Consider the following 13,277-nt stretch of genomic DNA (forward strand, 5'->3'; position numbering starts at 1 on the left):
TTATCTACGAGAGGTGCGATTATATGGTGTACGCATCACGGCGCGCGGTGATTGCGGCTGGCCTGGGCCTGGTTGGGTCGGGGGTACTCGCCGCGTGCGGCGGCACGAGCACCAGCAAGCCGGGCGGCGGCTCGCGATCGATACAGGGCCCGCCGCTGCAGGCGACACCCCAGGCCGGGCAGAAGGTCGTCGAAACGACGCTCACCGCGCGGGAGAGCACCGTCGACCTCGGCGGCATTACCGCCCGGACTTGGGCGTACGACGACGCCCTACCGGGCAAAGTCATCCGCGCCAAGGCCGGCGATTTCCTGCGCGTCACCCTCGACAACAAGCTTCCCGCCGACACCACCATCCACTGGCACGGGATCCGGCTCCGCAACGAAGCCGACGGTGTTCCCGGCGTCACCCAGGACGCGATCCGTCCCGGAAGAAGGTTCGTCTACGAGTTCACCGCACCGGACCCGGGCACCCACTACTTCCATCCGCATGTCGGCGCCCAACTCGACCGCGCCCTCTACGCCCCGATCATCATCGATGATCCCACCGAACGCGGCGCCTACGACGACGAGTGGATCGTCGTCCTCGACGACTGGACCGACGGCGTCGGCAAGAACCCCGACCAGATCCTGGCCGACTTCCAGGCCAAGACCGGGTCACTCAAACCCGGAATGGATATGGGTGGCATGGATCACTCCTCGATGCCCGGCATGAGCAGCTCACCGCTCGGCGATGCCGGCGACGTGATCTACCCGCACTACCTCATCAACGGCCGGATCCCCGCGGCGCCGACCGAGTTCCGCGCCAAACCAGGACAGCGGATCCGCTTACGGATCATCAACGCCGGCTCCGACACTGTCTTCCGGGTCGCCCTCGGCGGCCACACCATGACCGTCACCCACACCGATGGACACCGGGTCAATGACAAGCAAGCTCGGGCACTGTTCGTCGCCATGGGCGAACGGTACGACGTGACCGTCACCGCGGGCGCCGGCGCGTTCCCTCTCGTCGCCGCCGCGGAAGGCAAGAAGGGTCAGGCACTGGCGGTCCTGCGCACCGGATCCGGCGACGCACCCGCTGCCGACGTTCGCCCCGCTGAACTGGACGGCCCCGTCCTGCTCGGGGCGTCCGAATTGACCGCCGCCGACTCCGCGCGCCTACCCGACCGCGAACCGGACTCGACGCTCAAGGTCACGCTCAACGGCCAGATGGACCCGTACGCGTGGGGCATCAACGGCAAGAAGCACGGCGAAGACAAACCGTTGATAGTCCGGAAAGGCCAGCGCCTGCGGATGCAGATCACCAACGAAACGATGATGCTGCACCCCATGCATATCCACGGCCACACCTGGGCCCTGCCCGGCAGCAGAGGCCTGCGCAAGGACACCCTGCTCCTCAAACCGATGGGCTCGGTCGAGGTCGACCTCGACGCGGACAACCCCGGCAGCTGGGCCCTGCATTGCCATAACATCTATCACATGGAGATGGGCATGATGACCACCCTCCGGTACTCCGGTACACAGTGACACACCTGCGGCCCCGTGATGGACCGCAGGACAAGTGCACGCCTTGGCGTTACCGGACCTGCACCATTTCGGCTCATGGCGACTGCGGTCAATCCGATCTGGCATCTCGCCAGTTCAACTCGACATCGGCACAGAGTGTTCACCTCGACAGTAAGGATCGTTCAAGGACGTGTGATCCCATGCTGCAATGACGAAGATCGATGGTGGAAAGACGCGCGTCGCGGCGGCCGTCAGCGTGGTGGCGGTGCTCGGTGTCGTGGCGGCGTGCGGCAGTAACGAGGCTCTTCCCAGATGAGGGTGTAGGTCGGTCGGGCGCGTCGGTCCGCAGATAGACGTCGAGGTCTCCCGACGATGGAGGTTCCTACGCCATCCATCCGAAAGACCTCGACGTGACCGACACAACCCCGCCGGCCGGCTTCGGCCGCCCTGACCTCACCGCCTTCGCGGCTCATCCCAATCGACCCTGATCGGGTCTGCTGACCCCCTCGACGAGAACGCAGCGACATCACAGCCACCCAACCCCGACCGTCCGGGAAGCTGGGGCACGTCACACGGCCTGTGCTGCGGGCGTGTCGAGTGGGTCGTCCAGGGGCGACGCAGGAGCGTCGACGCGACGTGCTGAGAGGTGGTTCCAACCGAGCGCTAGGACACTGGCTACAGGCATGGCGATAGGTCAGGAACGGCGTCGCTCCCTGCGCAGGAGGGAGCGCAGAGTCTCGGCGTTCGCGTAGCCGACCCGTAGCGCGATCTCGGCGGAGGTGAGGTCCGTGGTTGCTGAGAGGTGCCGAGCTCGTTCGATGCGAAGCCGTTGGACGAAGCCGAGCGGAGTGAGGTTGAGCGCCGCACGGACTCGTCGTTCGAGGGTGCGCCGGCTGGTGCCGAGCGACTGCGCGACGAAGGCGACGTTGAACGGTTCGTCCAGGCGGGCGCGCACGAAGCGTTCGAACTCGACGACGATCGGGTCCTCGTGCCGGAGATGTTCGTAGGCGACGAAGGCCGCCTGCGACGGACGCTCGTCTATGATGAGGAGCTTGGCGACATGTTGGGCCAGGTCGGGGCTGATCGATCGCACGAGTGAGAGCGCGAGGTCGATGTGGGCGAACGCGGCGCCGGCGGTGACGAGGTTCCCGTCGACCACGACCATGGTGTCGAGATCGAGGGCGACGGTCGGATAGCGCTTCAGGAACTCCGGCCCCAGGAACCAACTGGTCGTCGCCCGCCGATGATGCATCCGTCCAGTCTCGGCGACAGCGAACACGCCGGTGCACGCCGCGGCGATCCGGGTGGTCGCCTCGTCGAGGCGCCCGAGCGAGGCGATGACCGAACGAGCATCTCGGCTCTGGAGGGCGTCGTGGGTCGCGGCGGCCGTGAGGGTTCCAAGCGCAGGGACGACGACCACGTCGAACTCTCCGGACTCCGACAGCGGGTGGTCCACCGACAGGGTCATCGATGCCGTCGTGGTCACTCGCCGTTTCGGTCCGAGGATGGCGAGTTCGATCGCGTCGATCCGCGGGTCGACATCGCTGCGGGCTCCGTCGGCCACCCGCACGATGTCGATGATCGACGCGACAGCCGAACCGAAGCAGCCGTCGATCGCGATCAGTCCGATACGCATGGCGCCAACAATAGCAATACTGCCGTATACGCCACTTCTCACATGCCCTTGCTCGTCATACGCTGAACTCGCTTCACCAAGAAACCTCGACACCTAGGAGAACCCCTCATGTCCACACCCGCATCACTTCCGTATGCCTTCGTCGCCAAGATCGTCGCGGCCGATGGACAGCACGACGCGCTCGCCGATCTGCTCGCCGGCGCTGTCGCGCTCGCCAACGAAGAAGTAGGAACGATTGTCTGGTTCGCGGTCAGGACCCACGCCGACACCTTCTGGATCTTCGATGCATTCCCCGACGAGGCCGCTCGCGACGCCCACGCCAACGGCGCCATCGTCGCAGCCCTGATGGCCAACCAGCACCTCCTCGGCGCAGCACCCGAGATCCTGGCGGCCGACGTCCTCGCGTCCAAGCTTCCGTAGTCCGCCAACGCACGAGACGATCGCGCCCCGCCGAGCCGTCGCCAGGTCGCGACGCAGCGCCACGCTGCGTTGCCGAGCGGTGCGAGGCCTATCGGCACACGGACAGGATGTCCGAGCGTTCATCCGGCGAGGGGTCCGTCGCAGAGGAGAGCGACGTCGGGTGTCGGGCAGAGCCGTGAGGCCAGCGCATCGCGCGACCATCAGAACCGAACCGCCCCTGCCCTACGTTTCCGCAGGTCAGGGGCTGTTCGCCGGAGCCGCCTGTCGGAATCGAACCGACGACCTAATCACGTCGGCTTTGCGTCTATCGCCTGATGCGCCCACTGGGCGAACGAGCCGCTGACCTGCGCGAACGCCGAGCGTGGGGGACGCCGCCATCCGGTGGTGACCGACGACGACCGACTAGTACCGACCGTTTCACCGGAGCTTGCGGCGGCGTCGAAGCCGAGCAAGCTCCATTCTTTTAGCTCACCGCGCCCTCCTCCTCGCCGGTCCCGTCTTCGTCGAAGACGTTTCAGGGGTCTTCTCAGATGCCGGTGTAGGTCGGCCGGGCGCGTCGGTCCGCAGATAGACGTCGAGGTCTCCCGACGACGGAGGTTCCTACGCCATCCATCCGAAAGACCTCGACGTGACCGACACAACCCCGCCGGCCGGCTTCGGCCGCCCTGACCTCACCGCCTTCGCTCGACTCGACGGCCTCGGTCTGAGCGTGACCGGACAACGACTTGAACCGGATCGTGCGGTCCTAGCGTGCCGCGTGGTGGAACCAGATCAGTGGTGCCGACGGTGCGGCAGCGAAGGCGCTGCTCGTGACACCGTGATCCGGCGGTTGGCCCACGAGCCGCTGGGCTGGCGACCGACCGTGCTGGAAGTTGTAGTGCGCCGCTACCGCTGTGCCGACTGCGGACACGTGTGGCGCCAAGACACCAGCGCCGCTGCGGAGCCACGCGCGAAGCTCTCGCGCACCGGGCTGCGGTGGGCGCTGGAAGGGATCGTGGTCGCACACCTCACCGTCGCCCGTGTCGCCGAGGGACTCGGGGTCGCGTGGGACACCGCCAACAACGCGGTCCTGGCTGAAGGCAAGCGGCTGCTGATCAACGACCCCACGCGGTTCGAGGGCGTGAAGGTCATTGGCGTCGATGAGCACGTCTGGCGCCACACCAGGCGTGGCGACAAGTATGTCACCGTGATCATCGACCTCACCCCGGTCCGCGATGGCGCCGGCCCAGCAAGGCTGCTGGACATGGTCGAGGGCCGGTCGAAGGCGGCGTTCAAGACCTGGCTCGCCGACCGCGACGACGCCTTCCGTGACGCGGTCGAGGTGGTCGCGATGGACGGCTTCACCGGGTTCAAGACCGCCGCTGCGGAGGAGATCCCGGACGCGGTCACGGTGATGGATCCCTTCCACGTCGTGCGCCTGGCCGGTGACGCCCTCGACAGGTGCCGGCGCCGGGTCCAACTCGCGATCCACGGGCACCGTGGGTTCAGGGACGACCCGCTCTACAAGTCGCGGCGCACGCTGCACACCGGCGCGGACCTGCTCACCGACAAGCAGAGCGACAGGCTACGCGCGCTGTTCGTTGATGACGCTCACGTCGAGGTCGAGGCGACCTGGGGTGTCTACCAGCGCATGATCGCCGCCTATCGCCACGAGGACCGGCAACGTGGCCGCGAGCTCATGGAGAAGCTGATCACCGACCTCAGCGCCGGCGTCCCCAAGGTGCTCACCGAGCTCACCACCCTGAGCCGGACCCTGAAGAAGCGAGCCGCTGACGTGCTCGCCTACTTCGAACGACCCGGCACCAGCAACGGGCCGACCGAGGCGCTCAACGGACGGCTCGAACACCTGCGCGGCTCCGCACTCGGGTTCCGCAACCTGACCAACTACATCGCCCGAAGCCTGCTCGAGACCGGCGGCTTCAGACCCCAACTCCTACACCCCCGATTGGGATGAGCCAGTAACGACGGGGGCCCGGGGGTCTCGGGCGACACCGCGTCGAAGGTGGACATCACCCGGTCCGCGGCGGGCGACATCACCGCCCACGGGGGTGCGAAGCGCCTCGCCGGCGACCAGACGCAGGCGATCGCCGATTCGATCCAGCGGTCGAAGGCGAAGAACGTCATCCTGATCATCGGTGACGGCACCGCCAACCAGGAGCTCACGCTGGCCCGTGACTACCAGTGGGGCGCCGGCGGCCAGATCCCCGGCATCGACCAGCTGCCGCTGTCGGGTGACTACACCACGTACGCGCTGGACAAGAACACCAAGAAGCCCGACTACACGACCGATTCCGCCGCCTCCGGCTCCGCGTGGGCCACCGGCACCAAGACCTACAACGGCGCCGTCGGCGTGGACGTCAACGGCAAGGCGCAGCGCTCGATCCTCGAGATCGCCAAGGCCAACGGCCGCAAGACGGGCAACGTCACCACCACCGAGCTGCAGGACGCGACCCCGGCCGTGCAGGTCGCGCACGTCGCGCAGCGCAAGTGCTACGGCCCCGTCGCCACCAAGGAGAAGTGCGCGTCGGACGCCCTGGAGAACGGCGGCCTCGGGTCGATCACCGAGCAGCTGCTGGCGGCCCGCGCCGACGTCACCCTGGGCGGCGGCTTCAAGACCTTCCAGGAGGTCGCCGGCGCCGGCCAGTACGCGGGCAAGACGCTCGAGGTGCAGGCCAAGGAGCGCGGCTACCAGATGGTCCGCTCGGGTGAGGAGCTCGACGCCGTCAAGGACGCGGGCCAGGACAAGCCGCTGCTCGGCGTCTTCGCCGACGGCAACCTGCCCCGCCTGTGGGGCAAGGCCACCGCGACCAAGGAGGGCGGCAAGGAGCCGGCCGTCACCTGCTCGCCGAACCCCGAGTTCGCCGCGACCCCGAAGCTCGAGACCATGACCAAGAAGGCGATCGACCTGCTGGGGGGCGACAAGGGCTTCTTCCTGCAGGTCGAGTCCGGCTCCGTCGACAAGGCCAACCACGACGCCGACCCGTGCGGCCAGATCGGCGAGACCGTCCAGCTGTCCGAGGCCGTCACCGCGGCGCTCGACTTCGCGAAGAAGGACAAGGACACCCTGGTCATCGTCACCGGCGATCACGCGCACACCAGCCAGATCGTCGAGACCGGCTCCGTCACCCCGGGCCTGACCCGCACGCTCAACACCAAGGACGGCGGCCTGCTCACGGTCAACTACGGCACGTCGCTCGACCCGGGCGAGGAGCAGCACACCGGCGGCCAGGTCCGCATCGCCGCGTACGGCCCCGGCGCCGCCAACGTCGTCGGCGTCACCGACCAGACCGACCCGTTCTTCTACATCACCGACGTACTCGGCCTGGACCGGGCCAAGAAGTAGGAGGCAAGCCACGGCCACGCGTTCGCGATCACCCTTCGCGGACCGACTGGACGAGATCCCGGTCGGCATGATCGCCGGCCGGACAGCCCGGCTCGATGTCCCGGGCCGACGGAGCATCGTGTTCAGCGGCGCCACCCGCAACTCGGCGTAGGTGGCTATCACGAGTGCGTTTCGCGGGGCGTTGCGCAGTCCGGCCCTTCGCTCCCGTTGCGGTCATGGACGGCCTGGGCATGGAGCTGGTGGCGGGTCTGCGGCCAGGTGCGTCGTCCTTCGGCGGTGGTGAGCCGGTGCGCGTGCACCAGATCCCAGGCGGCGCGTAGGTTGGCCGGGAAGGTGCGAGCGGTCGCTTCGCCGAGCATCAGCTCACGACGCTCGCCGTGTTCACGCCAGATCAGGAACGCGTAGGTGCGGCGGGCCTTTCGGCGACGGTTGAGCTTGACGCGGCCGAGCGCGACCCTGCCGTCGTCGCAGACGACGCGGCGGCGCACCTCGCCGCCGGCGGCGACGTCCTGCTCGGTTTGGTGCTCACGCAGCGTGGCTGCGGCCGAATGCACCGCGTCCGGTGGAAGCGGCGCCGGACGCCACGTCCGGCGGATAGCCCGCACAGCGACCTGGACGGGGTTAGACGCTGCTCAGCTGCGGCCGCAGCCGCGGGAACGGCCACGAGTCGCCGAACACGTCCTGCAACTCCCGGGGCCTGGTCGCGGTGATCGCAGCGATATCGGCGACGGCGTAGCGACTGTTCCGCAGTGAGGCGAAGAACTCCGCGGCCGCCTGCGGCCGGACCGGGTACGTCGATCGCCGCTTGTCCCGCAGCAGGTTCCGGGCGTTGAGGGTGCGGAACCAGTACCGGTACTGCGATTCGGTGATGTCGGCGTGCACGTGCGCGCGGCGCACCAGCGCCGACAGGCTTACCCCCCACCGGCGCCGCAGATCGTCGAGGGTGTCGATCCGGGCCGGGGTGATCCCCCGCAGCTCGTCGCGCAACGACCCGTATGGGGCGAGGAACTCCGCGGCGAACCGATCCGCCCGGTTCTCGATCTCCTTGAGCCCCAACGACACACCCGACAGTTCATCCATCACCAGGTGCCCCAGCTCGTGGGCGAGGGTGTGCCGCTGCCGATCCTCCGGCGCGTGGGGGTTGAGCAGGATCACAGCGGTCACCGGGCCGGTGGTGCGGACGCTGATCGCGTCGACCTTGTCCACATCGGCGGGCATCGGCAAGATCATGATCCCGGCGCTCTCGAGCAGGCCGGCGATGTCGGAGACCGGGCCATGGATGCGCCACGCCTGCCGCACCAGCTGCGCGGCCTCCTCCGACCCCTCATCGAGCAGGTCCACATCCAGCTGCGGCACCGACCGCGGATGCACCGCGGTCGCCAACGTGTCCTCATGCAACCGGTTGAGCATCCAACCGGCGAAGTTCGCATGCTGAATCAACCTGTCCTGCAACCGCTTAGTGACAGTTTGGCTACGGAAGTGCACACCCTCGGGCGGCTCCTGCGGCAACACCGTGCACAGCAGCTCCTCGGTCACATCGAGCACCTGCGCCCACAACGTCAGATCCGCACCACTGACCGATCCGTCGCCGCTCTCAGCGCGCGAGACGTAACTCGGGGAACGCCCCAAGGCATCAGCAACCTGCTTGGCCGTCAGTCCGCGGCGCTCACGGGTGGCGCTCAATGTGGCGGCCACCGCGCAGCGGTCGGTCGACAGCGGCGAACGCGACGCCCGCGAATCAAGATCCGTCACCGTTCCCATGGCCAAAATCTTAGACCCTCCCACCCTCACGGATCACGCTGACGTGCCGAACACCACGCAATCATTCCCCGATCACCGGTAATCCCTACCGTCACACCCGCACCACGGAGGAGGAACGGCCGTTGGGGTTCTACTCGTCCGCTTCGGCATCCTCGGCGGCGTTCGGGTTGGTGGGGACCTCGAAGCGGCTGCGCTCCGCGGCCAGGCCGGCACTGCGGGCGAGGACGGCGATGTCGGCCTCAGCGCGGGCGAGGCGGTCTTGAAGGTCCTCATTCTCGGCACGCAGGCGGGCCGCTTCCTCACGGGCTTCGTCCGTTGCGGCCAGCACCAACGCCCGCTCGGAAGTCATCAGCCACGGCACCCTGCGGCGCCGCCAGGCCACCAGCATGCGGCGCGCCGACTCGATGTCCACCTCGTGCGGGGCCCACAGGTACCGCTCGCCGAGGCGGGTGCGGGCCTGCACTCCGATGATCCGGTTCGCGTCGTTGAGCGTTCCGGACAGGTCGACGTTGGTCACCGCGAACTCGGCGGTGCTCACCACGTCGAACGGCAGCGTGTAGTCCTGGCACTGCTGCTTGCGCAGCCGCTGGCGCTCACTCTGCGAGACCTGCCGCCACGGGGTGTCCCGCTCGACCTTCACGTGCAGGTTGCCGTGCACGATCAGCTCGGTCCAGTTGTGCGGCTCGTGCAGCCGCACGTGCGGCGGGTTCACCGCGTTGGTCCACTCGCGCAGCCCCTCCGACCACACCATCGCCGTCAGCAGCCCCCGCGACTTCGAGTCGTACCGACGTCGCGACGCCGGATCCAGGTACAACGCCTCACACAACTGCGCACACGCCTCATCCGCAGCGAGCGCGATCGCAGCGATCGGCACCATATGCGGCCGCAGCATTCGCAATGCCTGCGTTCGCGGCGCCCTCGGACGCAGCCCTTCGATCCGCACCATGACGCCTCCCCAGAAATCGTTACCAAACTTGCTGTCCATCTTGCAGAGGGGGTAACGATCCTGACGTTCGGACACGCCGCAGCGCAACCATCGAACTCGACGGCTCCGACCGATTTGAGGAGAAGGCAGGGAACCGATCACCGAGCCGATGCGTCCCAATAGGAGTGAGCACCAATCGCGACTTACCCGACGGCACCGAGAGCGACATCCGGGACGACTTCTACGACGGAGTCACTGTGCTGCCGCCCTGGGTCGAAGCCTGGTTCGCTCAGGAACGCACACGCCACCGCAAAGCCCGCGGCGAGAGCCACCCCGCCGGCGACGACTGGGACCGCTGGGAACACCAACTCGGCATCGACTGAAACCCCACCATCCGCTACAGCCCAGATAACACTGACGCAGACGAACACAGCACGACCCCAGAACACCGTCCGCTACAGAGTGGGACACCGAACCGATAGCTACAGATAAGAAGGCGGCGGCCAGCTGGGCGTGGAGCGCCTCCCGCCCCAGGCCGCCGAGCGCCGCCAGTGCCTCGAGCCGGGCCGGCACCTCGCGCGGGGAATTGGCGTGCACGGTGCCGGCACCGCCGTCGTGACCGGTGTTCAGCGCCGTGAGCAGGTCGACGACCTCGGCGCCACGGACCTCGCCGACGACGATCCGATCGGGCCGCATCCGCAGCGCCTGCCGCACCAGATCGCGCACCGTCACCTCGCCGACGCCCTCGACGTTGGCGCCCCGCGCCAGCAGGGAGACGACGTGCGGGTGCACCGGATCGAGCTCGTGCGCATCCTCGACGCACAGCACCCGCTCCGCCGGATCCACCGCGCCGAGCAGACCGTTGAGCAGCGTCGTCTTACCGCTGCCCGTGCCGCCGACCACGAGGAAGGCGAGCCGCGCCGCCACCACGCGGCGCACGAGGCCGGCGACCTCCGCCGGCACCGCACCGCCCTCGATCAGGGAGTCGAGCGTCTGGGTGGCGGGCCGCAGTACGCGCAGCGAGATGCACGTGCCGCCGTGCGCGAGGGGAGGAAGCACCGCGTGCAACCGGATCCCGCTTCCCGCGCGGCCGCCGGGCCCGGCGGGCAGGTGGCCGTCAACCCAGGGCTGCGCGTCGTCCAACCGCCGCCCGGCCGCCAACGCGAGGCGCGCGGCCAGTCGCCGCACGGCATCGTCGTCCTCGAAGAGGACGCCAGCGGGTTCGAGACCCGCGCCGCGGTCGACCCACACCGTGCGCGGGCCGCAGACGAGCACGTCCGCGACATCCGGGTCAGCGAGCAGCGGCTCGAGCCGGCCGGCTCCGACCAGCTCGGTCTCGAGGTAGGCCAGGCCGTCGAGCAGGTCCGTATCCCCCAGGACCCCTCCGCATTCCGCGCGGAGCGCCGCCGCCATGACATCGGGGGTGAGGACCGCGGCCGTGTGCGCGAGCCGCTCCCGCACTCGCGCCAGCAGGTCACCGTCCGGGGACGTCATGCCGCTCCCCTCCGCACGCCGTCGAGCACACGCCCGGCCGCGACGGCCAGCGGCGTTCCCCGCCGCAGCCGCAGCCCACCGTCGTCGAGCTGGGAGGCGAGGCCCGGCTGCGGGCGCATCGATACCAGCAGCGGCGCACCGACGGCCCGCTCGACGTCGCGCGCAGAGAGCCCGCCGGGCGCGGGACCGCGCACCACCAGCCCGACCCGTCGCGCGCGGCGCGCCACCCCGTCGATCACGGAACGCGCGGCGACGCACCCCCGCACCGTGGCGCCGACGACGACGAGCACCACGTCCGCGACTTCGAGGCATGCGGAGGTCGCCGGGTCGTCCCGCCGGGGCAGGTCGACGACGGTGACGCCCACGCTGCGGCGGCCCGCGTCGATCACGGCGAGCAGGCCCTCGACCGGGATCTCGGGCGGCGACGCCCCGCCCACGGCGTCGCTCGTCCCGGCGACCGCCCCGCCCGCCGACAGCACCGCGACGGCCCCGGCACGCCCCGGAAGCGCCGCGACCAGGGCGTCGGACGGCACGTGCCCGCCGCGCAGCGCGAGGTCGCCCCAGCGGAGGCCGGGCATGTCCGCGCAGCCGAGGAGCAGGTCGAGACCGCCGCCCCACGGGTCGGCGTCGACCGCGAGCGCGGTGATCCCGCGGCCGGGCGCCGTCACGGCGACGGCCGCCGCGAGGACGGAGGCGCCGGCTCCGCCGTGCCCGCCGAGGACGGCGACCACGCGGGACCGCGCACCGTCGTCCTGTTCCCGGGCCGCGAGAAATCGTGCCAGTTCACGGACCTGCGCGGGCAGCACGAAGACCTGTGCCGCGCCGACCTCGACGGCCGCCGCCAGTTCGGCCATCCCCGCCTCGGCCGCGACGATCGCCACCCCGTCGCGACGTGGGAGGCCGCCCGCTCGCGCCGCCTCCGCCATCGCGGTCGCAGCGCCGAGATCGAGCACCAACCCCGCAGCCGAGGCCCAGCACGCGCGCGGTCGGCCACGGTCGATGACCGTGACCGACCGTGCGGCGGCGGCCGCGGCCCGTCGTACGTCGTCGGCCAGGGCCCCGTCGGCCACCGCCATCCCGATCTCGATCCCCTGCATGGCACCAGCGTCGCCTACGACCGTGTCCGGTTCGCCCGATCCGCCGGCCACCTGTGGAGGAAGGTGTCCGATTCGAGAAAGCTGTGGAGGAATCCGGTGTCCGCTCTTGCGGGGTGCGAAGCCGTGTGGCACCGGTAGGCTGATTCCCGTGAGCCCTACCGCGCCCGACGAGGCCCCGGTGCGCCGGGTCGCCGCCTTCTTCGACCTGGACAAGACGATCATCGCGAAATCGTCCGCGCTGGCCTTCTCGCGTCCCTTCTTCGACGAGGGCCTGCTCAACCGTCGCGCCGTGCTCAAGTCGAGCTACGCACAGTTCCTGATGATGCTGACGGCCGCGGACCACGACCAGATGGAACGCATGCGCGACCACCTCACGCAGATGTGCGAGGGCTGGAACGTGGAGCAGGTCTCGACCATCGTGCGCGAGGCGCTGCACGACGTCGTGAACCCGCTGGTGTTCGCGGAAGCCTCCGAGCTGATCGCGGGCCATCACGCGCGCGGGCACGACGTGGTGATCGTCTCCGCCTCGGGCGAGGAGATGGTGCGCCCCATCGCGGAGATGCTGGGCGCCGACTACTCGGTGGCGTCGAAGATGAAGGTCGAGGACGGCAAGTACGCCGGCGAGGTCGAGTTCTACTGCTACGGCGAGAACAAGGTCGTCGCCATGGAGGCGCTCGCCGCCGAGCACGGCTACGACCTCGAGCAGTGCTTCGCCTACTCGGACTCGATCACCGATGTGCCGATGCTCGCCGCCGTCGGTCACCCCACCGCGGTCAATCCCGACCGCGGCCTGCGCAAGGAGGCCGCGGAGCGCGGCTGGCCCGTCGTCTCGTTCTCGAACCCCACACCGTTGCGCGACCGGATACCCACACCGTCGCGCAATTCCGTGCTCGCCAGCGCCGGCCTGGGCGTGGTCGCCGCCGGCGCCGGCGTGGCGACTTACCTTGTGCTGCACCGCAAGAAGCACTGATACTCGCCGGTAGCAAGAGATCCGAGAATTTTCCGGCCTACCCCTTGATGTGATGGCGCTCACAGGGTAGAAAGGAGTCACGGAGCGGCGCAAAGCCAAACCCCCACCGGAAGAGAAGGTCGAGGGTTC

10 protein-coding genes and 1 pseudogene are annotated in these 13,277 nt (G+C 69.1%); 5 read left to right on the forward strand and 6 right to left on the reverse strand.

Annotation, left to right across the window (positions count from 1 at the left end; all coding sequences use genetic code 11):
* The first annotated feature begins 23 nt into the window (after positions 1–23).
* The gene (locus tag BLW32_RS25455; RefSeq protein WP_068741256.1) at positions 24–1,523 is read left to right on the forward strand and encodes a multicopper oxidase family protein; all 1,500 of its coding nucleotides are present in this window, start codon (positions 24–26) and stop codon (positions 1,521–1,523) included.
* A 673-nt stretch (positions 1,524–2,196) separates the two neighbouring features.
* On the opposite strand, the gene BLW32_RS25465 is transcribed toward BLW32_RS25455, so the two are convergent.
* On the reverse strand, positions 2,197–3,138 hold the full coding sequence (locus BLW32_RS25465; RefSeq protein WP_068568955.1) for a GlxA family transcriptional regulator: 942 nt from the start codon (positions 3,136–3,138) through the stop codon (positions 2,197–2,199).
* A 108-nt stretch (positions 3,139–3,246) separates the two neighbouring features.
* Here BLW32_RS25465 and BLW32_RS25470 point away from each other — a divergent pair, with 108 nt between their 5' ends.
* From BLW32_RS25470 to phoA, 3 genes and pseudogenes are all read left to right on the forward strand, one after another.
* Complete coding sequence (locus BLW32_RS25470) at positions 3,247–3,558, forward strand: putative quinol monooxygenase (RefSeq protein WP_003941073.1); 312 nt, start codon at positions 3,247–3,249, stop codon at positions 3,556–3,558.
* A gap of 628 nt (positions 3,559–4,186) precedes the next feature.
* Positions 4,187–5,512: an ISL3-like element ISPfr2 family transposase gene (locus tag BLW32_RS25475; RefSeq protein ID WP_068568956.1), complete on the forward strand. Its 1,326-nt coding sequence runs from the start codon at positions 4,187–4,189 to the stop codon at positions 5,510–5,512.
* A gap of 21 nt (positions 5,513–5,533) precedes the next feature.
* Positions 5,534–6,901, forward strand: a pseudogene (gene phoA, locus BLW32_RS25480) (alkaline phosphatase); the annotation flags it as partial.
* A gap of 158 nt (positions 6,902–7,059) precedes the next feature.
* Here phoA and BLW32_RS25485 read toward each other — a convergent pair.
* The 5 genes from BLW32_RS25485 to ssd all read right to left on the reverse strand — a co-directional run bounded on the left by BLW32_RS25485 (position 7,060) and on the right by ssd (position 12,178).
* Positions 7,060–7,455, reverse strand: coding sequence for a hypothetical protein (locus BLW32_RS25485; RefSeq protein ID WP_068564987.1), 396 nt, complete (start codon positions 7,453–7,455; stop codon positions 7,060–7,062).
* A 67-nt stretch (positions 7,456–7,522) separates the two neighbouring features.
* A complete protein-coding gene (locus BLW32_RS25490; RefSeq protein ID WP_139184147.1) occupies positions 7,523–8,662 on the reverse strand; it encodes a helix-turn-helix domain-containing protein in 1,140 nt (379 codons plus the stop codon).
* A 130-nt stretch (positions 8,663–8,792) separates the two neighbouring features.
* On the reverse strand, positions 8,793–9,683 hold the full coding sequence (locus BLW32_RS25495; protein ID WP_156486420.1) for a hypothetical protein: 891 nt from the start codon (positions 9,681–9,683) through the stop codon (positions 8,793–8,795).
* A gap of 156 nt (positions 9,684–9,839) precedes the next feature.
* The gene (locus tag BLW32_RS25500; RefSeq protein WP_231857414.1) at positions 9,840–11,081 is read right to left on the reverse strand and encodes a TadA family conjugal transfer-associated ATPase; all 1,242 of its coding nucleotides are present in this window, start codon (positions 11,079–11,081) and stop codon (positions 9,840–9,842) included.
* Positions 11,078–12,178 carry a septum site-determining protein Ssd gene (ssd, locus tag BLW32_RS25505; RefSeq protein ID WP_074851086.1) on the reverse strand — a complete coding sequence of 367 codons (1,101 nt, stop codon included), beginning with the start codon at positions 12,176–12,178 and terminating at the stop codon, positions 11,078–11,080. Before ssd ends, BLW32_RS25500 begins: the two co-directional genes overlap by 4 nt.
* Positions 12,179–12,317: 139 nt before the next feature.
* On the opposite strand from ssd, the gene BLW32_RS25510 reads away from it, so the two are divergent.
* On the forward strand, positions 12,318–13,148 hold the full coding sequence (locus tag BLW32_RS25510; protein ID WP_139286357.1) for an HAD family hydrolase: 831 nt from the start codon (positions 12,318–12,320) through the stop codon (positions 13,146–13,148).
* The last annotated feature ends 129 nt before the right edge of the window (positions 13,149–13,277 follow it).

The sequence above is a fragment of the Tsukamurella tyrosinosolvens genome (assembly GCF_900104775.1).
Classification (GTDB): Bacteria; Actinomycetota; Actinomycetes; order Mycobacteriales; family Mycobacteriaceae; genus Tsukamurella; species Tsukamurella tyrosinosolvens.